General features: G+C 55.9%; 22 protein-coding genes and 1 tRNA gene. 10 read left to right on the top strand and 13 right to left on the bottom strand.

The window, feature by feature from the left end:
• Positions 1 to 445 precede the first annotated feature (445 nt).
• From B9Z43_RS15445 to B9Z43_RS17095, 5 genes are read left to right on the top strand one after another with little or no spacing between them, the layout of a single operon-like run.
• Positions 446 to 1,906, top strand: a complete 1,461-nt coding sequence (locus B9Z43_RS15445) for a TolC family protein (RefSeq protein ID WP_146183944.1) — start codon at positions 446 to 448, stop codon at positions 1,904 to 1,906.
• Positions 1,907 to 1,911: 5 nt separating this feature from the next.
• A complete protein-coding gene (locus B9Z43_RS15440; protein WP_108326843.1) occupies positions 1,912 to 4,116 on the top strand; it encodes a type I secretion system permease/ATPase in 2,205 nt (734 codons plus the stop codon).
• On the top strand, positions 4,113 to 5,324 hold the full coding sequence (locus B9Z43_RS15435) for an HlyD family type I secretion periplasmic adaptor subunit (RefSeq protein ID WP_108326842.1): 1,212 nt from the start codon (positions 4,113 to 4,115) through the stop codon (positions 5,322 to 5,324). Before B9Z43_RS15440 ends, B9Z43_RS15435 begins: the two co-directional genes overlap by 4 nt.
• Before the next feature lie 33 nt (positions 5,325 to 5,357).
• Complete coding sequence (locus B9Z43_RS15430; RefSeq protein ID WP_108326841.1) at positions 5,358 to 6,014, top strand: helix-turn-helix domain-containing protein; 657 nt, start codon at positions 5,358 to 5,360, stop codon at positions 6,012 to 6,014.
• Complete coding sequence (locus B9Z43_RS17095; RefSeq protein ID WP_146183943.1) at positions 6,002 to 6,745, top strand: RodZ family helix-turn-helix domain-containing protein; 744 nt, start codon at positions 6,002 to 6,004, stop codon at positions 6,743 to 6,745. The genes B9Z43_RS15430 and B9Z43_RS17095 overlap by 13 nt, the downstream gene beginning before the upstream one ends.
• Before the next feature lie 59 nt (positions 6,746 to 6,804).
• Here the strand turns inward: B9Z43_RS17095 and B9Z43_RS15420 are convergent.
• Positions 6,805 to 6,880: transfer RNA gene (locus tag B9Z43_RS15420), tRNA-Arg, on the bottom strand.
• Between the two features lie 141 nt (positions 6,881 to 7,021).
• Here B9Z43_RS15420 and B9Z43_RS15415 point away from each other — a divergent pair.
• On the top strand, positions 7,022 to 7,543 hold the full coding sequence (locus B9Z43_RS15415; RefSeq protein WP_108326839.1) for a cytochrome c5 family protein: 522 nt from the start codon (positions 7,022 to 7,024) through the stop codon (positions 7,541 to 7,543).
• Positions 7,544 to 7,586: 43 nt separating this feature from the next.
• Here B9Z43_RS15415 and B9Z43_RS15410 read toward each other — a convergent pair whose 3' ends face one another.
• The 12 genes from B9Z43_RS15410 to B9Z43_RS15355 all read right to left on the bottom strand — a co-directional run bounded on the left by B9Z43_RS15410 (position 7,587) and on the right by B9Z43_RS15355 (position 17,014).
• Positions 7,587 to 8,129, bottom strand: a complete 543-nt coding sequence (locus tag B9Z43_RS15410) for a DUF2946 family protein (protein ID WP_108326906.1) — start codon at positions 8,127 to 8,129, stop codon at positions 7,587 to 7,589.
• Positions 8,122 to 9,135, bottom strand: coding sequence for a YheT family hydrolase (locus tag B9Z43_RS15405; protein ID WP_108326838.1), 1,014 nt, complete (start codon positions 9,133 to 9,135; stop codon positions 8,122 to 8,124). Before B9Z43_RS15405 ends, B9Z43_RS15410 begins: the two co-directional genes overlap by 8 nt.
• A gap of 1 nt (position 9,136) precedes the next feature.
• A complete protein-coding gene (locus B9Z43_RS15400; RefSeq protein WP_108326837.1) occupies positions 9,137 to 9,586 on the bottom strand; it encodes a nuclear transport factor 2 family protein in 450 nt (149 codons plus the stop codon).
• A 179-nt stretch (positions 9,587 to 9,765) separates the two neighbouring features.
• Positions 9,766 to 10,179 carry a F0F1 ATP synthase subunit epsilon gene (locus B9Z43_RS15395; protein WP_108326836.1) on the bottom strand — a complete coding sequence of 138 codons (414 nt, stop codon included), beginning with the start codon at positions 10,177 to 10,179 and terminating at the stop codon, positions 9,766 to 9,768.
• 70 nt (positions 10,180 to 10,249) lie between these two features.
• Positions 10,250 to 11,653, bottom strand: a complete 1,404-nt coding sequence (atpD, locus tag B9Z43_RS15390; RefSeq protein WP_108285753.1) for a F0F1 ATP synthase subunit beta — start codon at positions 11,651 to 11,653, stop codon at positions 10,250 to 10,252.
• A 38-nt stretch (positions 11,654 to 11,691) separates the two neighbouring features.
• Entirely contained in the window at positions 11,692 to 12,579 is an 888-nt protein-coding gene (gene atpG / locus B9Z43_RS15385; protein WP_108326835.1) for a F0F1 ATP synthase subunit gamma, read from the bottom strand.
• 27 nt (positions 12,580 to 12,606) lie between these two features.
• Positions 12,607 to 14,160, bottom strand: coding sequence for a F0F1 ATP synthase subunit alpha (atpA, locus tag B9Z43_RS15380; protein WP_108326834.1), 1,554 nt, complete (start codon positions 14,158 to 14,160; stop codon positions 12,607 to 12,609).
• A 44-nt stretch (positions 14,161 to 14,204) separates the two neighbouring features.
• Positions 14,205 to 14,735 carry a F0F1 ATP synthase subunit delta gene (locus B9Z43_RS15375; RefSeq protein ID WP_108326833.1) on the bottom strand — a complete coding sequence of 177 codons (531 nt, stop codon included), beginning with the start codon at positions 14,733 to 14,735 and terminating at the stop codon, positions 14,205 to 14,207.
• 22 nt (positions 14,736 to 14,757) lie between these two features.
• The gene (locus tag B9Z43_RS15370; protein WP_108326832.1) at positions 14,758 to 15,228 is read right to left on the bottom strand and encodes a F0F1 ATP synthase subunit B; all 471 of its coding nucleotides are present in this window, start codon (positions 15,226 to 15,228) and stop codon (positions 14,758 to 14,760) included.
• A gap of 37 nt (positions 15,229 to 15,265) precedes the next feature.
• The gene (gene atpE / locus B9Z43_RS15365; RefSeq protein WP_019429175.1) at positions 15,266 to 15,514 is read right to left on the bottom strand and encodes a F0F1 ATP synthase subunit C; all 249 of its coding nucleotides are present in this window, start codon (positions 15,512 to 15,514) and stop codon (positions 15,266 to 15,268) included.
• Positions 15,515 to 15,571: 57 nt separating this feature from the next.
• Positions 15,572 to 16,450, bottom strand: coding sequence for a F0F1 ATP synthase subunit A (atpB, locus tag B9Z43_RS15360; RefSeq protein ID WP_108326831.1), 879 nt, complete (start codon positions 16,448 to 16,450; stop codon positions 15,572 to 15,574).
• Between the two features lie 15 nt (positions 16,451 to 16,465).
• Positions 16,466 to 17,014 (bottom strand): ATP synthase subunit I, encoded by a 549-nt coding sequence (locus tag B9Z43_RS15355; RefSeq protein WP_108326830.1) that lies wholly within the window; start codon positions 17,012 to 17,014, stop codon positions 16,466 to 16,468.
• 194 nt (positions 17,015 to 17,208) lie between these two features.
• On the opposite strand from B9Z43_RS15355, the gene B9Z43_RS15350 reads away from it, so the two are divergent.
• The 4 genes from B9Z43_RS15350 to lipA are packed head-to-tail and all read left to right on the top strand — an operon-like array spanning position 17,209 to position 19,696.
• Entirely contained in the window at positions 17,209 to 17,655 is a 447-nt protein-coding gene (locus B9Z43_RS15350; protein ID WP_108326829.1) for a CopD family protein, read from the top strand.
• Positions 17,656 to 17,682: 27 nt separating this feature from the next.
• Positions 17,683 to 17,982, top strand: coding sequence for a DUF493 family protein (locus B9Z43_RS15345; protein ID WP_108326828.1), 300 nt, complete (start codon positions 17,683 to 17,685; stop codon positions 17,980 to 17,982).
• A gap of 9 nt (positions 17,983 to 17,991) precedes the next feature.
• Positions 17,992 to 18,654, top strand: coding sequence for a lipoyl(octanoyl) transferase LipB (gene lipB / locus B9Z43_RS15340; RefSeq protein ID WP_108326827.1), 663 nt, complete (start codon positions 17,992 to 17,994; stop codon positions 18,652 to 18,654).
• Positions 18,655 to 18,700: 46 nt separating this feature from the next.
• Complete coding sequence (gene lipA / locus B9Z43_RS15335; protein WP_108326826.1) at positions 18,701 to 19,696, top strand: lipoyl synthase; 996 nt, start codon at positions 18,701 to 18,703, stop codon at positions 19,694 to 19,696.
• Positions 19,697 to 19,714 lie beyond the last annotated feature (18 nt).

Below are 19,714 nucleotides of genomic sequence, written 5' to 3'. Positions count from 1 at the left end.
ACCACTTGCGCCTGAAGGGGAGATTGGATGTTTTGCATGCGGCCATTGTGCGAGCCCCACCTTCACCCAACGGTCAGGTGAGAGACAAACTTCAGCGTCTGATCAAACCTCCGGGAGATTTAATTTTCACCCTGTTGAGCGCATGCTGGCGCATCTATTGAAATGTCAAAAATTTCTCAACTCCTTCAATTTGCATTTATTGATAAAAACACAAATATCAAATATTTCAATGAAATCGAAGATTAATTTGAGGCACCGAATGAAGATCGACTCGAATATTTATTTTTTAATTGGTAAACAGTCTTTTATGTTTACATTGGTTTACAAAACAATGTTTAAATTTGATATTTGAAAATAGATATCAGATCTAATCAATGACTCAGAAAAATTATCCAAAGTCTGTTTTGTGTCATATACCCCGAATCCGCCAATTGGCGTACGCCAATTGGCGGATTTACAAATAAGCCCCATTGCCGAAAATTGCATTTTTAACGTAATTTGCATTTGCCAACTGATGTTTCAACTTGTCCGTCAAAAACTGAGTCCTTTGCTTAGGCCTGTTCTGCGGCACCGCCTGTGCAACGCAGGCGGGATGAAACTGACCGTTTTGGCATGCGCAAGTGGACTCGGCCTCTCCAGTTTGGAGGCTCAGACTTTGCCTCAAGTGGTGGAGCGTGCCTTGCAAGTCTATCCATCGATCCAAACTGCCAATGCCAAAGCGCAGGCCGCACAGTCTGACATCGCTCGTGCAAGGAGTGCGCATCAACCGCAAATTGGCGTCACAGCTTATGGCAACCAATATGGATCCGGGTCTATACCTTCGTCGCTTGGCCGCACTACGATTTCGCCCACAGCCAAACTGAACTTGTGGTCTGGCGGAAAGATCGAGGCGGAGGCTCAGCGTGCCGAGGCGCTGACCAAAGCGGCCGAACAGCAGCGCGATGGCACGCTCGAAGATGTGGCCCAGCAAGCTTCTGAAGCTTATTTGAACTGGGACAAAACGGCAGATTTGTACAGTCTGTCTGTACGCAACTTGAATTCGCACCGGGAAACACTGGACGACATTCAGAAAATTTCCCAAGTCGACACGGGGCGACGCATTGACTACGAGCAAGCGCTGGTTCGCATGGAGAACGCCTCATTGGCTTTGCAACAGCGCAAAGCAGATTTGGCCCAAGCCATGCAAAAACTTCGACGATTCTGGTCAGAGGACATGGACGCTCGTCCTGTTGGACTGGAGTCAGCGGTTGCAGAAAACGGCGTCCTTGGACAAATACCCATGAGCCTGGCGCAGGCCGTACAGCGTGTCACTGACGACTTGCCAAGCATTGCGCAATACAAAGCACAAGTGGTCGCTGCCGAGGCGGCCGTCCGTATGGCCAAAGGACAGTACTGGCCAACTGTCGATGCGGCCATGTCCCGCCAGTACAACACAAATACTCTGCGTTTTGAAACCTTCACGCAACTACAGGTCAATGCACCTGTGTTTAACGGCGGCGCGACTTCAGCTTCCGTCGAGGCGGCTCAAGGGCAGCTCAGAGCGGCTCAATTCGCACTCGAAGAAGCTCGCCTGCTGGCACGCGAAAAAGCCGCCCTCGCTTGGCAGGAATGGGCATCCGCCCAATCTCGAGCGGGCGTTGGATCCACGCAATCAGACGTGGGCGACAAAGTTGTTGAAGGCTACCGTAAGCAGTTTCGTGTGGCGCGACGTTCGCTTCTTGATTTACTTAACATCCAAGCGGATTCCTTCAATTACCGCAGCGCAGCTCGAGCCGCATTCCACGATGAACGCATCGCACGTGTGCGTCTTTTGGCCGCCACAGGCGATCTGGCCAAACGTTTTTCGTCTGAGCCCGGCCGCGTGATGATGCCCGCGTCCTTCACGAACAACGATTCCAAAAACTGACTGACATGGCCGATCTGATTTCCTTGTTACCCAACAACACTGCGCAACGCCCTGCGCCAGCTGTCAACGATGTCATGGCAGATCCCATGCTGATGTGCTTGGCCATGGCCGCCAAACTGCTGGACCGCCCCGTTCACATGCAAGTGCTGCGTGCTGGTTTTGCATTGGATGAACGCGGTCGCGTGCCGCTGGCGGCCTATCCCGATCTTGCACACAAGCATGGCTTGATGGCAGCATGGTCGCGCATCAAGATCAACGAAGTCCCCGCTTATGTATTGCCGGTTCTGATGCCACTTATGGATGGTCGCGCCTGCGTGGTGCGGGCCATCGAAGGCAACGAAGCCGTTGTCATGTGGGCGCACACGGGGATGGATATTCAGCGTGTGGCATTGTCCGAATTGCAAGCACTGGCGCGCCCAGAAGTGCTGGCCGTCAAGGTCGCGCCCAAACGGCATGACCAGACCCTGGCGCCCATGCACGGCAAAGCGTTCAGCTGGTTTTGGGACACGCTGTGGCGATTCCGTCACTTTTATGTCGAGTCCATGGTCGCCACAGTCGTAGCCAACATCCTGACTTTGGCCTCCGTGTTTTTCACGATGAACGTGTACGACCGCGTTGTACCCACGCAGGCCTATTCGTCTTTGTGGACATTGGCGATTGGCACATCGCTGGCGATCGTGATGGAATTCATCATGCGCTGGCTCAAGGCTCGCTTGGTGGACTTGGGGGGCAAAAAGGCAGACTTGGCCATCAACGCGACCTTGCTTCGCGAGATCATGGCCATCCGTCTGGAGCACCGCCCGCAATCGGTGGGCATTTTTGCCAGCTCCATGCGTGACTTCGAATCACTGCGAGACTTCTTCTCGTCTTCCTCGCTGGTGCTTCTGGCCGACATGCCCTTTGTTTTCATGTACCTGGCATTGATCGCCATAGTTGCAGGCCCCTTGGCGCTGGTCCCCGCTGCGGTTGTTCCGATTTTGCTGGTCATCGGTTTGTATTCGCAAAAGCCTTTGATGAAGGCAATGCGAGAGAACATGAAAGAGTCTGGTGACAAACAAAGCGTCTTGGTCGAGTCAGTTCTGAACCTTGAACTGCTCAAAGCCCACAATGCTGAGAGTTATCTTCAGCGCCGCTGGGAAATGTCCAACCTGGCTGGAGCAGACTCCTACAAGAAAATTCGCAGCCTGACCAACTGGATCATGGGACTGACCACGGCCATTCAACAATTGGTGACGGTGGTCATGGTGGTCGGTGGCGTTTACATGATTCACGCCAACCAATTGACTTTGGGAGGCTTGATCGCTTCCGTGATTTTGGCTGGACGCGCCATCTCGCCTCTGGCGAGTGTCATGTCGCTGGCCTCCCGCTACCAGCAGGCAGTGACATCGCTCGAAACGCTGGACGGACTCATCAAGCGTCCTCGCGACAGGGTACATGGTCGTAACTATGTCGTACCAGAGAATATCGAAGGCCATCTGCAGGCAGAAGCACTGGAATTCGCCTACCCTGGCCAGCACAAAATCCCGGTCATCAAAAAGGTTTCGATGACCATCCCCGCAGGCCAAAAAGTAGCCATGCTCGGTCGGGTAGGCAGTGGCAAAAGCACATTGCTTCGTCTAATGTCCGGCCTTTACGCACCACAAGCTGGTGGCATACGTTTAGACGGCGTAGACATGCAACAGCTCGATCCCGCAGAAGTGCGCAACCGCATGGGCTATGTTGGTCAGGACCCCCAGTTGTTCATGGGCACACTGCGCGAAAACCTGGTGCTTGCAGACAGCTGGATCAACGACACACGGATCGCAGAAACGCTCAAAACATTGGGCATTTACGACATTGTCGCCAACCATCCATTGGGCTTGGACATGCCCATCACGGAGGCAGGTGGCGGCTTGTCTGGCGGCCAGCGCCAATTGCTGTCAATTGCCCGCATGATGCTGCGCAGTCCGCAACTGGTGTTCATGGACGAACCTACAGCCAACATGGACCAAAACAGCGAAGCACGTGTGATTGCTGTGCTCAAAGAGTGGTTACGCGGTCGCACACTGCTCATGTCAACGCACCGTCCTCAACTGCTGGAGTGGGTCGATCAAATTGCGGTGATCGATGCGGGTCAATGCGTTGCCATGGGTCCCAAGCAGGAAATGGTCGAAAAATTATCCCGAGGCATTGATGTCAATGCGCCCCGTTCACAAGGAGCGGCAGCATGAGCAACAACAGCTTTGGACAGTCAGGTTTTGGCATCGCTACGGTCGAAGATGATGAGCGTCGCGCCAGCAAAATCCTCGTCTGGGCTACAGGTGCCACCTTGGTGCTGGCACTGGCTTGGGCCAGTTGGTTCCAACTCGACGAGATCACTCGCGGTCAAGGCAAAGTGATTCCGTCCAGTCGCGAGCAGGTCATTCAAAGCTTGGACACTGGCGTGCTCAGCGAAATGTATGTCCGCGAAGGCAGCATTGTTGAAAAGAACCAGGTCTTGTTGCAAATCGATGACGCTCGTTCCGGTGCAGTTTATCGAGAGGCTCAGGAGAAGTATGTCGCTCTGTCGGCCCTGGCCGCTCGACTCAAATCCGAGGCTTATGGCGTTGCATTGGTTTTCCCAGAGGATGTTCGCAAAGAAACAGGGCTGATCCAGCAAGAAACACAAGCCTACAACGCGCGCAAGCGCGCTTTGACAGAGTCTTTACGTTCTTTGGATATTTCTCTCGCAGCAGTCACGCGGGAATTGGCCATGACCGAACCCCTGGTCAAACAAGGCGTGATGTCGGAGGTTGAATTACTGCGTCTTCGCCGACAGCAATCCGAACTGATGGGGCAGCGTGCTGAACGCCAAAACCGCTACCTGACCGATGCGAACAATGAATTGGTTCGCGTGGCATCTGAGCTTTCACAAACCAAGGAGAACGCTTCCGCACGCGAAGATGCGCTCAAACGAACCACCATCCGCTCACCCATGAAGGGTGTCGTGAAGAACGTTCAAGTGACCACTGTTGGCGGCGTGATTCAAGCCGGGCAACCTATTTTGGAAATTGTGCCCACTGAAGATGAGATGTTGGTGGAGGCCTACGTAAAGCCGTCCGAAGTGGCTTTCTTGAAAGTAGGACAGAAAGCAGTGGTAAAGCTCACCGCATATGACTTCAACAAATATGGCGGCTTGGATGGTGTCCTTGAACACCTCAGTCCTGACACCTTACGCGATGAACGTCAAAAAAGACCAGGCAACCCCCTTGAGCTCGAAGAGGGCCTGTACCGAATCATGATCCGAGTCAAAGAGCCAGAAGACGCACGCAATGGTCTCTTGCTGACACCCACGCCAGGCATGACAGCCACAGTCGAAATCAGAACAGGTCAGAAGTCTGTTTTGGAATACCTCTTCAGACCTTTGCAAAACGTCTCTCAAGCCTTGCGCGAGCGATGAACAACCAACCCAACTCAATTTCAGGAGAACACCATGGGTGATGAACATTCTTCCACAGCTGTGATGGAGTCATCGATCGCAGCGGGGCGCCCCGCCAATGAGAAACAATCTCAGTTTTTGAGCACCGCAGAAGCCGCCAGGATGCTGGGATTGTCCACCACATTGGTACAAACCTTGGTCGATCAGGGCGAGCTAAAAGGCTGGAAAACGCGAGGTGGGCATCGCCGCATTTCTCTGGAGTCCATCATGGACTACCAAAACGCATCTCGCAGCGCGATGGGCGTTGCCATCAAATCCATGATGAAACCACGGGTCACTGTGGTCGTCGAAAGCGCTCAATTGATGTCTCAATTGATGCTCGCCAGTGCGAATTGGCAGTTCGCAGCCGAGGTCACTTTTTTTGACTCTGTCACAGAAGGTTTATTGGATTTGTCCAGCAATCGGCCAGACATGCTGGTTGTTGAGATGTCCATGCCGCGCGCGCAACAAGAAAAAACCCTCCAGGCGCTCGAAAACTTCAATAACCGTGGACGTGCACCTCTGTCGGTTGTTTTGGTGACTGAAGAAAAAGACCTTTTGTCCAAACACACAAGCGGCACAACCAACTCCATCCAGGTGGTCTCTGGTCCCATGTCACCCATTTGGATGCACGCCTATCTCACCGGGGTGGTCGCTTCATGTCAGATTTGAAATTCAACCAACCCTTGAAGCCCTCAGCTCTGGTTCGAAAATCCGGATCTCCTGGGGGTACGCGCACCTTGCAAAATGCCAACAGGGAAGCCCTGCACTTGTTAGGGCAGCCCATGGATACACCAGGGGACCCAAAAGGGCGCGTATTGCGTCAATTGCGCCTCCAAGTTGGCATCGATCCATCATTGCTTGCAACCCAAGCATGCATGTCCTTGTCACAGCTTTATGAGCTGGAGGAGGGCGGCTATTCTCGCTTCTATTCTGATTCTTTACGCCGTCAGGCGGGCCGCCGTGTAGCTCAACTGCTGGGGGCTGATTGGGATACGTTGGGGGACGATAAGAACGAACCCGTACGCGCAGCCACATCCAATGTGGTGCATTTGCAGCGACCGTCTACGGTTGCCGCTTCACAGAATGCTGGGGCGACCACTTCACAGACATACGGCGAACATGAACCCCGTATCACCATGACGGCCGATGAGCCGCACCAACTTTCATCGGTCAAGGATACGCAAGCCGTTGCTATGGGACTCACAACCCCGGCCAGTGAGACTTTGCTGGTTGATCCCAACACACCACCCTACATGGCAGATATTGCACCGGATTCTCAACGCAAAGAATCCAGCTGGGGTGGCGTAGTCCTCACCTTGCTGCTGATCACCGCTGCAGGTGCTGCAGGTGCTTACGCTTTTGTGGAATACAGCCCATACCGTCTTTATTGGCCTTGGTGAACGAGCAACAAGCCAGACACCAAACTAAGAGCCATCGAAACAGATGCCGTCTTAGCGTTTGGTGCGGCTGGCGGGGATCGAACCCACGACCCTTGGCTTCGGAGGCCAATACTCTATCCACTGAGCTACAGCCGCATCGCTGTTGGTGACTCGCATTATCTCACGGCTGAACTCTTTCACTTTGGCTTGCAAGCTCCATGAAGGTTGGACCGCTATAATGCTCGGTTGATTCCGGTCAATTCACAGGCCCACGGGCCAGCCCAACAAGAGGATGTCATGAGCGACAACAGCCACGATCAACACGAAGCCCACACCGGTCCGGTGAAAACCCCCAAGCAGATGCTTTTGCTGAGCTTGGCTTCTTTCATCATCCCTGTGTTCATCATCATCGGTTTGGTGTTTTACGTCACTTCTGCCAACAAAGAAGCACCAGGGGCCAGCGATGCTGAGCGTTCCGTCGCTGAACGTATCCAAAAAATTGGCACCGTGGAAGTGCGTGATGCCAACCGTCCCTTGAAGGCTGGCGAGGAAGTTTACAAAGCACAGTGCGCGGCTTGCCACGCCACGGGTGCTGCTGGCGCACCCAAGTTTGCTGATGCAGGCGCTTGGGGTTCACGCATCAAGCAAGGCTTGGCGACTTTGACCACTTCTGCCCTCAAAGGCAAGGGTGCCATGGGTGCTCAAAGCGGCGGCGACTTCAATGACACCGAAATTGCACGTGCTGTGGCTTACATGGCCAACAACGCTGGCGCCAAGTTCGAAGAACCCAAGGCACCTGCCGCTGAAGAAAAGAAATAAGCTCTTCAGCCTCTCAAAAAAAAACCGGCTTTGGCCGGTTTTTTCATGCCCCACGTTCATGCGCTTGCGGGCTGAGTACAAAGTGAAAACGCTCGGGCAGATCTTGCGCCAGGCATTCTTCTGGCGTCCATAAGCCCTGATCCACCGCTTGAGCCACTTGCCCGACATCCAAGCTGTGCACCAAGCCAAACCCCAATGGCGTATGCAGGTACACACGCCCCACATCGTCCAGAAGGCAGGCCAACACAGTGGTGCATTGCCCTGTATGGGCAGTTGGCACGAAATGTTCATCCAATCGCCAAATGAACGGCGCGACTTCCAACTCGATGTACACGCGTTGTGGGCCATTTTGAAAATACCAGCAACCTTGTGCGTCGCATTCGTAATTGCGGTCAATGAAAGCCATCAGCTTCTCATGCTTCAAGGCTGAGCCTTTGGCGCCGGCAATCCCACTCTGGAAAGCGCCCAACATTTGTACGCGGTCATCACGCATGTACCACTGCCCGCGACTGTCCAAGCCCAACCAACCATGGCAATCGGGGACATTGGGCCATTTGGCCATGGCTTGGCGCACCAGATCATCCATGCGCATCTTCCTTCTTACTCAAGATTTGATGGGCCGCACGCATGAGCCAGGCCCCCACGGCATCGGGCAGGCCACGCACTTGTCCGGGCCAGATGCCCTGAGCAAAGCCAACATGCCCCCCTTGGGCTGGCTGCCACAAGGTCACCGACGTTGAAACATCACGCGTTTTCGGCAGACTGTACGCCGGCACAAAGGGGTCATTCAGCGCGTTGAGCGCAAGTGCAGGAATGCCAATCTGCCCCATCAAAGGCTTGGCCGATGCGCGCGCCCAATAATCGTCTGTGTTCTTGAAACCATGCAGGGGCGCCGTGAACACGTTGTCAAATTCGTACAAATTCTGGGCCGCCATCAATCGCTTGCGGTCAAACAATCCTGGGTGTTGCGCCCATTTGGCCAACGCCTTGGGTTTCATGGACCGCAAAAACATGCGGGTGTAGACCTGACGATTAAAGCCCTGCCCGATGGCGTGACCACTTTGCGCCAAATCAAGCGGGGCGCAAATGGAAGCCACAGCATCCGCTTTGACTTTCGCATGCTGACCGTGCTCTGCGGCCCAACGCATCAGAGCATTGCCGCCCAACGACACCCCCGCTGCAAGCAACACTTGCCCACCCTGGCCTTGATGCGCTTGCCTCATGCGCTGCAAGATCCAATCGACCTCCTGGTGGTCGCCAGAATGGTAAGCACGCGGCCCTTGGTTGAGTTCACCGCTGCAGCCCCTGAAATGGGGCAATGCGAAGTGGACATCGTGTTCAGCGGCCCAGTCCGCAAACGCCTCGGCATAGTGACTTTGCGAGGACCCCTCCAGCCCATGGAACAGCACGAGCAATGGTCTGGCGCCACTGCTCGCATGTTGTCTGTCGACATCCACAAAGTCACCGTCTGGCGTTGTCCAACGCTCACGCAGCAAAGGCTTGGCCTGGCCCTTGCGCCTTTGCGCGTAAAGGGCAGGCCAGATGGTTTGGGCGTGGCCCCCTGGCAGCCACGCTGGCGCTTTGTAATGCATGTCAGTGCAAGACCTTGGGTTTCACACCTTGGTCAAGCGCTTCGCTCGATGTCCCTGGGCTGGTGTGGTGTGCGACCAGACGCCAGCCTTGCGGCGTTTTGTGGAAAACGTTGGTGGCGATGACCCAGGCTTGTTGTGGGCCTTGCGGCGTGATGACCTCCACACGCTCAACCAAGTGGTGCACCTCACTGGCCAATGACTGGATTTTGTGGATGCGCTCCGGAAATGCCTGCACGCTGCCATTGGCAAACATGGATTCGAATGCCGCACGTATGGCACCGGCCCCCACCAAGCGCGGACCACCGGGATGGACACAGACAATCTCATCCTCTTCTGCCCAACAGCCCATCAACTGCCCGATATCCGCGTTGTGCAAAGCCTCATAAAAGGCTTGCTCGATGTCATCGGGGGTTCCGCCAACAATGGCCGCTTGCAATTTGGTGCGTTTCATGGGCAATGGCTCAATTTGATCTGAATTTCGAATTGTGCCGGTTTCAGCCTTGACTTGCAGCACCGCTGCGCGCCATGAGCATTGGTCTGTGTTGCGACTCACGCTGGGTACTCCCAAAAGAAAAACCCGGCCACATGCGTGAACCGGGTTTTTGAAAAAGACCAGCGTCAGCGGGTCTTTTATTTTTTGCGGTATTTGCGCAGTGCAGACAACTGCGCTGCCAAAACAGCCAGTTCCGACTGGGCACGGGCCAAATCAATTTCACTGCTGGCGTTGCGAAGGGCTTCTTCGGCTGCTTGTTTGGCAGCGTTGGCCTTCTCTTCGTCGAGGTCTTTGCCGCGGATGGCGGTGTCGGACAGCACGGTCACGCAGTCAGGCTGCACTTCCAGAATGCCACCAGCAACGAAAACAAACTCCTCGCCACCGTCAGCCGTCTCAATGCGAACCGAACCGGCCTTGATGCGGGTGATCAGCGGGGTGTGGCGTGGGTAAATGCCCAGCTCGCCAGACTCGCCGGGCAAGGCCACAAATCGGGCTTCACCCGAATAGATGGACTCTTCGGCACTGACCACATCAACGTGGATGGTGTTCATGTTTACTCCTTAAAAAGGTGCATTCAAGCGGGCTTCGGGGTGACTGAATCAGCCGCCCCGAGGCGCTGCTTTACGCTGCCTTTTTGGCCTTTTCGAAAGCTTCGTCGATGGTACCGACCATGTAGAAAGCTTGCTCTGGCAGGTGATCGCACTCGCCAGCCACAATCATCTTGAAACCACGGATGGTTTCAGCCAATGTGACGTACTTGCCGGGGGAGCCGGTAAACACTTCAGCCACGTGGAAAGGCTGCGACAGGAAACGCTGGATCTTGCGGGCACGGGCCACGGCCAACTTGTCTTCAGGCGCCAAGTCGTCCATACCCATGATCGCGATGATGTCGCGCAGTTCGCGGTAACGCTGCAAAGTGCCTTGCACGGCGCGGGCTGTTTCGTAGTGGTCTTGACCCACAACCAATGGGTCCAGCTGACGGCTGGTGGAGTCCAGTGGATCGACCGCTGGGTAGATACCCAAGGAGGCGATGTCACGAGACAACACAACGGTCGAATCCAAGTGAGCGAAAGTGGTCGCTGGCGATGGATCGGTCAAGTCATCGGCTGGCACATAAACGGCTTGGATGGAAGTGATCGAGCCGACTTTGGTCGACGTGATACGTTCTTGCAGACGGCCCATTTCTTCGGCCAGCGTAGGCTGGTAACCCACAGCAGAAGGCATACGGCCCAACAAGGCGGACACTTCGGTACCGGCCAAGGTGTAGCGGTAGATGTTGTCCACGAAGAACAACACGTCTTTGCCTTCGTCACGGAAGGATTCGGCGATGGTCAGACCGGTCAAGGCGACGCGCAGACGGTTGCCTGGTGGCTCGTTCATCTGACCGTACACCATAGCCACTTTGGACTCAGGCAGGTTCTCGAGGTTCACGACGCCGGAGTCGGCCATCTCGTGGTAGAAGTCGTTACCTTCACGGGTACGCTCACCCACACCAGCGAACACGGACAAGCCGCTGTGCGCCTTGGCGATGTTGTTGATGAGTTCCATCATGTTCACGGTCTTGCCCACACCGGCACCACCGAACAAGCCCACCTTACCGCCTTTGGCGAAGGGGCAAACCAAGTCAATCACCTTGATGCCGGTTTCCAGCAGTTCTTGCGATGGGCTCAATTCGTCGTAAGCAGGGGCTTTGCGGTGAATGGAAGCGGTGAGTTCCTGGCTGACAGGACCACGCTCGTCGATGGGGGCACCCAACACGTCCATGATGCGGCCCAGTGTGGCTTTGCCCACTGGAACGGTGATGGCTTTACCGGTGTTAGACACGATCAGGCCACGACGCAGACCGTCGGAAGAGCCGAGCGCAATGGTACGCACGATGCCGTCGCCGAGTTGCTGCTGCACTTCCAGGGTCAGCGCAGAGCCTTCCATTTTGAGCGCGTCATAAACCTTGGGCATCTGGTTGCGTGGAAACTCCACGTCGACCACAGCGCCAATACACTGAACAATTTTTCCTTGGGCTTGCATTTTTCGCTCCAAATAATTTGAATTTGCTGAACTGGGAATCAACCGCTGATCGCGGCTGCGCCAGAGACGATTTCCGACAGTTCTTTGGTGATGGCTGCTTGGCGGGTCTTGTTGTAAACGAGCTTGAGCTCGCCAATCACATTGCCAGCGTTGTCTGTAGCGGCCTTCATGGCCACCATGCGTGCAGCATGTTCTGAAGCCATGTTTTCAGCCACGGCCTGATAGGCCAAGGCTTCGGCATAACGGATCAACAAATCATCGATGACCGACTGGGCATCGGGTTCATAGATGTAATCCCATCCATGAGCCGAAGCACCCGCTGCCTTGGTGTCTGCTTCCATTTTGGAAGAAGACAAGGGCAGCAACTGGTCGATGGTGGGCACTTGCGCCATGGTGCTGACAAACTTGTTGTAGCACAGGTACACAGCGCTCACCTCACCTGCGGCATAAGCGTCGAGCAGCACCTTGACGGGGCCAATCAGCTTGTCCAGATGAGGCTTGTCGCCCAGATGCGTCACATGCGCCACCACTTTGGCGTTGACGCGGTTCAGGAAACCCAAACCTTTACCGCCAATCGCCACAGCCTGGGGCGTCTTGCCTTCAGCTTGCACTTCACGCAATTTACCTGTCACGGCGCGCAGCAGGTTGGTGTTCAAGCCACCGCACAAACCTTTGTCCGTGGTCACCACAATGAAGCCGACGGACTTGCCGTCGTTTTGCTTCATGAAGGCGTGCACGTACTCAGGGTTGGCCTGCCCGAGATGAGTCGCAATGGTGCGAATCTTCTCGCTGTAAGGCCGGGCCGTGCGCATACGCTCCTGCGCCTTGCGCATTTTGGAGACGGAAATCATCTCCATGGCCTTGGTGATCTTCTTGGTGTTTTCCACCGATTTGATCTTGGTGCGTAGTTCCTTGCCCGATGCCATCAGCGGCTCCTTTTGATCAGGTAGAAATTAAGCAAAGCTTTTCTTGAAAGCGGCCACAGCAGCAGTCAATTCAGCCTCAGCCTCTTTGTCCAAAGCTTGTGTGCTTTCCATCTTGGCCAACAAAGCAGCACTCTTGTCTTTGAGGTAGGCATGCAGGCCGTGTTCAAAAGACAGCACTTTCTTGACGTCGATGTCGTCCATGAAGCCTTTGTTCACAGCGAACAGGCTGGCGCCCATCAAGCTGATCGACAGGGGGCTGTACTGGGCTTGCTTGAGCAATTCAGTCACGCGGGCACCGCGGTCCAGCTGCTTGCGTGTGGACTCGTCCAGATCGGAAGCGAACTGCGCGAACGCAGCCAATTCACGGTACTGAGCCAAGTCGGTACGGATACCGCCAGACTGGCCTTTGATGATCTTGGTTTGAGCCGAGCTACCCACGCGAGACACCGAGATACCGGCGTTGATCGCAGGGCGGATACCGGCGTTGAACAGGCTGGTTTCCAAGAAGATCTGACCGTCGGTGATCGAAATCACGTTGGTAGGCACGAAGGCAGACACGTCACCGGCTTGGGTTTCAATGATGGGCAATGCCGTCAAGGAACCTGTTTTGCCTTTGACAGCGCCTTTGGTGAAGGCTTCGACGTAGTCGGCGTTCACGCGGGCTGCGCGCTCGAGCAGACGGCTGTGGAGATAGAACACGTCGCCAGGGTAAGCTTCGCGGCCTGGTGGGCGGCGCAGCAACAAGGACACTTGACGGTAAGCCACGGCTTGCTTGGACAGATCGTCATAAACGATCAAAGCGTCTTCGCCACGGTCACGGAAGTATTCGCCCATCGTGCAGCCGGAGTAGGCCGACACGTACTGCATGGCAGCAGATTCAGAGGCGGAAGCGGCCACCACGATGGTGTATTCCATCGCACCAGCTTGTTCCAAAGCGCGCACCACGTTCTTGATCGACGAGGCTTTTTGGCCAATCGCGACATAAACGCAGGTCATGTTCTGACCTTTTTGGTTGATGATGGCGTCGATCGCGACAGCTGTTTTACCAGTCTGACGGTCGCCAATGATCAGCTCGCGCTGGCCACGGCCCACGGGCACCATGGAGTCGATCGACTTCAGGCCGGTTTGCATAGGCTGGTCAACCGATTTACGTGCGATCACGCCAGGGGCGACTTTTTCGATCACGTCGGTCATCTTGGCGTTGATAGGGCCTTTGCCGTCAATCGGCTGGCCCAGTGCGTTCACCACGCGGCCAATCAGTTCAGGGCCGACGGGCACTTCCAGAATGCGGCCTGTGCACTTGACAGTGTCGCCTTCGGAGATGTGCTCGTACTCACCCAAGATCACGGCACCGACCGAGTCACGCTCGAGGTTCAGGGCCAGACCGTAAGTGGCAGCGCCATCAGCAGTCGCTGGGAATTCGAGCATTTCGCCCTGCATCACATCAGACAAACCGTGGACGCGAACGATACCGTCGGTCACAGACACCACGGTGCCTTGGTTGCGGATATCGGCGCTGGCGGACAGCCCTTCGATGCGGCTCTTGATCAGTTCAGAAATTTCTGCGGGATTGAGTTGCATGACTCTTTCCTTCTTTCTTTAAATATGTCCGGTCTCAATCCGCATCAAGCGGTGAGGGCCGATTTCATTTGTTCCAGTCGGGCCTTGACAGAGGTGTCGAGCACCTCGTCGCCCACCACCACGCGAATGCCACCGATCAAGGAGGCATCTTGCTCGACGCGCACATTGAGCTTGCGCGCAAAGCGTTTTTCGAGCGTGGACGACAAATCGGCCAAAGCCGAAGCGTCGATGGGGAATGCGCTGTGCACCACCGCATCAGCGGTGCCACCTTGCGTATTCATGAGGACCCGGTACTGCTGTGCAACGACAGGCAGCGCACTGAGACGACGGTTTTCGATCACCAGGCGCAGGAAGTTCTTGCCAGCCTCGGGCAGTGCTGTGCGCACCACGCCAGAGATCAGCTCGAATGCCTGCTCGTCGGACACTTTGGGGCTGTCGATGAACTGTTGCAGTTGCGCGTTGTCGGCAACAGCAGCCAGTTCATCCAGCCAAGCGGCCGTGCCAGCGAGATCGGATGCCTGCGCTTTGAAAAGCGCTTCGGCATAAGGGCGGGCGATGGTAGCAAGTTCTGCCATGGTCTTCTCTGGCTGGAGCTTTTTACAGCTCGGTCTTGAGGCGGCTCAGCAGATCAGCGTGGACACCAGCGTTGACTTCCTTGCGGAGAATCTGCTCGGCGCCTTTGACGGCCAAGGCTGCGACCTGCTCACGCAGCGCTTCGCGGGCCTTGACCGCTTGCTGCTCAGCTTCAGCTTTTGCAGCGGCGATGATCTTGTTGCCTTCTTCGGTGGCACGTGCTTTGGCTTCGTCAACGATGCCATTTGCACGGCGCTCGGCGTCTGCCAAGCGCGAAGCCGTCTCGTTGCGCGACTGGGCCAACTCGGACTCCACACGCGCATTGGCGCTGGAGAGTTCGGCTTTGGCTTTGTCGGCGGCAGCGAGGCCGTCAGCGATTTTCTGTGCCCGTTCGTCGAGCGCTTTTGTGATCGGGGGCCACACGAATTTCATCGTGAACCACACCAGAATCGCAAAAACGATCATCTGAATGAACAGAGTAGCGTTAATGTTCACGGTTCAGTCCTTCTTCTTGCGTGAAGAGGTACGTGGATTACTTCAGAACGAAGGGGTTAGCGAAGGCGAACAGCAAAGCGATAGCCACGCCGATCAGGAACGCAGCGTCGATCAGACCTGCCAAGATGAACATCTTGGTTTGCAGTTCGTTCATCAACTCAGGTTGACGAGCAGAAGACTCGAGGAATTTGCCGCCCATCAAAGCGATACCGATGGAAGCGCCGATAGCACCCAGACCAACGATCAAACCACATGCCAATGCCACCAGGCCGAGAATGTTTTCCATGAGAAGCTCCTAAAAGTTAGTGGAAAAAAGAAACAAGAAACGAGAGAAAAAGTGTCATCAATGTGCGTCGTGCGCTTGACCTGTGTAGATCAGCGTCAACATCATAAAGATGAAGGCTTGCAAGGTGATGACCAGGATGTGGAACAGTGTCCACACGGTACCGGCGACGATATGACCAACGGCCAGACCCACGCCAGTTGCCGACAATGCCCAGCCGCCACCCATGAGGGCAATCAACATGAACACCAACTCACCCGCAAACATGTTGCCAAACAGTCGCATGCCATGCGAAACCGTCTTGGCCAAATATTCAATCATCTGCATCAAGAAGTTAATCGGATACAGAGCCCAATGGTCACCGAAAGGCGCAGCGATCAGCTCGTGTGCCCAGCCGCCCAGGCCTTTGATTTTGATGTTGTAAACCAAGCAGATGAACAACACCGAGCAAGACAAGCCCAAAGTAGAAGACAAGTCAGCCGTTGGCACGACGCGCAAATAATCTTTGAAACCCAAAGCCGGGCCAGCGGCATGCCAAGCACCCGGAATCAAGTCCACAGGCAACATGTCCATGGCGTTCATCAGGAAAATCCAGACAAAAACCGTGAGAGCCAATGGCGAAATGAGCTTACGGCTCTTGGCGTTGTGAATCACGCCTTTGGCTTGGTTTTCGACCATTTCGGACAGCAACTCAACAGCCGCCTGGAAGCGCCCGGGAACACCCGAAGTGGCTTTGCGAGCAGCCGCCCACATGACGAGGCAGCCAATAACACCCAGCACAAGCGAGAAAACCACCGAATCAAGGTTGAACAAACTGAAGTCAACAATGCTTGTTTGCTTGACGCCTTCAAATGAGAAATTCATTTGCAGGTGTTGCAAGTGGTGCTGGATGTACTCTCCAGCCGTTGGGGCATGCGCGCCAGCGTTTTCAGCAGACATAAATCACCAATCAGTTCAAAAAATAGTCGGCTTCGACTTCCGCTGCATCCAGCCCAGCGCCATGGCCAGCCAATACACCTTCATCGTCACCACGAAGCCTGCCACCAGGGCAAGCCAGCTCAAATCAGCAACCACTTTGGGCGCCGCCAGAAGCAACACCACAGTCAAGACGATCTTGACCAATTCCCAGACAAACAGCCCCGCCAAAGCAGAGCCCGCTTGCCGCATCCGCATTTGCCGAGACAAAGCCCTGACAAACACCACAGCGGGAATCACCACAGCAACCACACCCCAAGCCACCGATGCCGCCAGTCGGGACTGGCCACTGAACCAACCGGTCAATGCCGCAATCAAAGCGCCCACCAGCACTTGGAGCCACAAAACACGCCAAGGCGAAGCCATCGGGTTTAGCAGCCGCCAAGCCTGCGCTTGTTCAGCGGTCAGGGGCTTGAAATCGGACTCAAGGTCTTCATCTGCAGAATCTACGACGCGCTCATCGGCCAAAATGCCTGTGAGTGCCCCCGTTTTTGGGCCCGGTTGAACGTCTGAGGAGATTTTCACCATCTCAAATTACACCGAGGTTACGTACACGGCAAATCCTGCAAAGCCTTCGATTATACGTAGAAACCCCCGCCTGACCAGCCATTACCCGTGAGTTTGGTCGGACTCTCGCAGAAATTTGGCCCGGACAAGAGCGACAATCGCCGTTGTGGCGGCGCAGATGGCCGTTTCTTTTTCGCCTATTACCGGGAGTTTTCATGTACGAGTGGTTCAAATTTTTCCATTTGGCCGCTGGCGTCATCTGGCTGGGTGGCATGGCCTTGGTGATTCTGGCGCTTCGTCCGGTGGTGCTCACCCGCTGGACACCCGCCGAACGTCTGCCTTTCATGGCGGCGGTGCTGTCCCGCTTTTTTGCCATGGTCTGGCTGAGCATCGCTGTCTTGCTGGCCACAGGTCTGTGGATGCTCTCGGGCGTCGACATGAAACTGGCACCCAAAGGCTGGCACGCCATGTCGGGCATCGGCCTTGTGATGTGCCTCATTTTTGCCCACATCTGGTTTGCGCCATTTCGCCGGCTCAAGACTGCGGTGCAAGCGGCCGACTGGCCCTCTGCTGGCAAGGCGCTTGGCCAAATTCATCCGCTGGTGCTGACCAATTTCGCATTGGGCTGGCTGGCCGTGGCGGCCGTCATCATCTGGCGCTGAACTCCCTCCAACGATCACAGGATTTTCATGAGTGCATCCATCACCCCCCCTGAAGGCATCGACCCGCGCAAGGACAGCCTGATCGAATACCCCTCGATCTTCCCCATTAAAGTCATGGGCGCCATGGTCGAGGGTTTTGCCGAAGCCCTGGCAGAAGTGGCTTTGCAATTTGACCCCGGCTTTGATGCCTCCACCATGGAACTGCGCCCCAGCAAAGGCGGCAACTACCTGGGCGTGACACTCAACATCACCGCCACGAGCCGCGAACAGCTGGACGATTTGTACCGCGCACTGACCGGCCACCCCTTGGTCAAAATCGTGCTCTGATTTCTCGCCATGATCATCCGCAACCTCGGGCTCGTTGACTATTGGCCGACCTATGAAGCCATGCAGGCGTTCACGGCAGCGCGGCAGGAGGACACGGCCAACGAACTGTGGATCTGCGAGCACCCGGCTGTGTTCACACAAGGTTTGGCCGGTCAGGCCGGACACCTGCTGATGCCTGGCGACATCCCCGTGGTGCTAACCAACCGGGGCGGGCAAGTGACTTTTCATGGACCCGGCCAAGTCATGGCCTACCCTTTGATCAACCTCCAGCGTGCGGGTTACTTCGTCAAGGAGTACGTCTACAAGCTGGAAGAATCGGTCATCCGCACACTGGCACATTTTGGCGTCACGGGTCACCGCGTGGCGGGCGCACCGGGCATCTATGTGCGGCTGGATGATCCTTTCAGCCATGCCGCCTTGACCGGTCCGGGCCACCCCTCTGACCCCTTCAAAGGCCTGGGCAAAATCAGCGCCTTGGGCATCAAAGTCAGCCGACACTGCACCTACCATGGCGCCGCCCTCAATGTGGCCATGGACCTGGAACCCTTTACCCGCATCAACCCATGTGGTTATGCCGGCCTGAAAACCGTGGACCTTTCTACAATCGGCGTAGAAACCACTTGGGACGAAGCGGCCCAAGTGCTGGCCCAGCAACTGGCCGCCCGTTTATGACCATCGGCCTCGCGCACAACGCGAAAGCCGTGACCGAAAGACCTCGATGAGCAACAACCCGACCGATCGCAACGTGGTGCGCGAAGCCCAAAGCGTTGAAAACTACGACCCCATGGCCAAGCAAAAAGCAGCGGCCAAGCTCTCGCGTATTCCGGTCAAGGTCGAGCAGGCCGAGGTGCTGAAAAAGCCCGAATGGATCCGCGTCAAAGCCGGTTCACCCACCACACGCTTTTATGAAATCAAGGACGTGCTGCGTGCCAACAAGCTGGTCACCGTGTGCGAAGAAGCCAGCTGCCCCAACATCGGCGAATGCTTTGGCAAAGGCACGGCCACCTTCATGATCATGGGCGACAAGTGCACGCGCCGTTGCCCGTTTTGCGACGTGGGCCACGGCCGACCCGACCCGCTGGACGTGAGCGAACCCGACAACCTGGCCAAGACCATTGCGCAGCTCAAGTTGCAGTACGTGGTCATCACCAGCGTCGACCGCGACGACCTGCGCGACGGCGGCGCAGGCCACTTTGTGGAATGCATTCGCAAGACACGTGAGCTCTCACCCACCACCCAGATCGAGGTGCTGGTGCCCGATTTCCGGGGACGCGATGACCGTGCGCTTGAAATTCTGAAGGCTGCACCGCCTGACGTGATGAACCACAACATGGAAACCGTGCCGCGCCTGTACAAAGAAGCGCGTCCCGGCTCGGACTACCAGTTCTCGCTGAACCTGCTGAAAAAATTCAAGGCGCTGTTTCCCAACGTGCCCACCAAGAGCGGCCTGATGGTCGGCCTGGGCGAGACCGACGAGGAAATCCTCGACGTCATGCGCGACATGCGCGCGCACAACATCGAAATGCTCACCATCGGCCAGTACCTGGCCCCCAGCAACAGCCACCTGCCGGTGCGCCGCTACGTGCACCCCGACACCTTCAAGATGTTCGAAGCCAAGGCCTACGAAATGGGTTTCAGCCACGCGGCAGTGGGTGCGATGGTGCGCTCGAGCTACCACGCAGACCAGCAAGCCCACGCCGCACTGAACCGCTGACCAAACCGGCGGCTTCTT

Source organism: Limnohabitans sp. MMS-10A-192, from assembly GCF_003063335.1.
Lineage (GTDB): Bacteria > Pseudomonadota > Gammaproteobacteria > Burkholderiales > Burkholderiaceae_C > Limnohabitans_A.
The sequence above is the reverse complement of the archived record's forward strand: the minus strand, read 5'-3'. Positions and strand labels throughout refer to the sequence as shown.

Bases quoted from the DNA above. Each gene is read 5' to 3' on its own strand.
- B9Z43_RS15430 (WP_108326841.1), top strand. From the start codon at position 5,358: ATGGGTGATGAACATTCTTCCACAGCTGTGATGGAGTCATCGATCGCA.
- B9Z43_RS17095 (WP_146183943.1), top strand. From the start codon at position 6,002: ATGTCAGATTTGAAATTCAACCAACCCTTGAAGCCCTCAGCTCTGGTT.
- B9Z43_RS15405 (WP_108326838.1), bottom strand. From the start codon at position 9,135: ATGCATTACAAAGCGCCAGCGTGGCTGCCAGGGGGCCACGCCCAAACC.
- B9Z43_RS15415 (WP_108326839.1), top strand. From the start codon at position 7,022: ATGAGCGACAACAGCCACGATCAACACGAAGCCCACACCGGTCCGGTG.
- B9Z43_RS15355 (WP_108326830.1), bottom strand. From the start codon at position 17,014: ATGGTGAAAATCTCCTCAGACGTTCAACCGGGCCCAAAAACGGGGGCA.
- B9Z43_RS15375 (WP_108326833.1), bottom strand. From the start codon at position 14,735: ATGGCAGAACTTGCTACCATCGCCCGCCCTTATGCCGAAGCGCTTTTC.
- B9Z43_RS15410 (WP_108326906.1), bottom strand. From the start codon at position 8,129: ATGGATGATCTGGTGCGCCAAGCCATGGCCAAATGGCCCAATGTCCCC.
- B9Z43_RS15440 (WP_108326843.1), top strand. From the start codon at position 1,912: ATGGCCGATCTGATTTCCTTGTTACCCAACAACACTGCGCAACGCCCT.
- atpE (WP_019429175.1), bottom strand. From the start codon at position 15,514: ATGGAAAACATTCTCGGCCTGGTGGCATTGGCATGTGGTTTGATCGTT.
- B9Z43_RS15435 (WP_108326842.1), top strand. From the start codon at position 4,113: ATGAGCAACAACAGCTTTGGACAGTCAGGTTTTGGCATCGCTACGGTC.
- atpA (WP_108326834.1), bottom strand. From the start codon at position 14,160: ATGCAACTCAATCCCGCAGAAATTTCTGAACTGATCAAGAGCCGCATC.
- B9Z43_RS15350 (WP_108326829.1), top strand. From the start codon at position 17,209: ATGTACGAGTGGTTCAAATTTTTCCATTTGGCCGCTGGCGTCATCTGG.
- lipB (WP_108326827.1), top strand. From the start codon at position 17,992: ATGATCATCCGCAACCTCGGGCTCGTTGACTATTGGCCGACCTATGAA.
- B9Z43_RS15395 (WP_108326836.1), bottom strand. From the start codon at position 10,179: ATGAACACCATCCACGTTGATGTGGTCAGTGCCGAAGAGTCCATCTAT.
- atpB (WP_108326831.1), bottom strand. From the start codon at position 16,450: ATGTCTGCTGAAAACGCTGGCGCGCATGCCCCAACGGCTGGAGAGTAC.
- B9Z43_RS15400 (WP_108326837.1), bottom strand. From the start codon at position 9,586: ATGAAACGCACCAAATTGCAAGCGGCCATTGTTGGCGGAACCCCCGAT.
- lipA (WP_108326826.1), top strand. From the start codon at position 18,701: ATGAGCAACAACCCGACCGATCGCAACGTGGTGCGCGAAGCCCAAAGC.
- B9Z43_RS15345 (WP_108326828.1), top strand. From the start codon at position 17,683: ATGAGTGCATCCATCACCCCCCCTGAAGGCATCGACCCGCGCAAGGAC.
- atpG (WP_108326835.1), bottom strand. From the start codon at position 12,579: ATGGCATCGGGCAAGGAACTACGCACCAAGATCAAATCGGTGGAAAAC.
- atpD (WP_108285753.1), bottom strand. From the start codon at position 11,653: ATGCAAGCCCAAGGAAAAATTGTTCAGTGTATTGGCGCTGTGGTCGAC.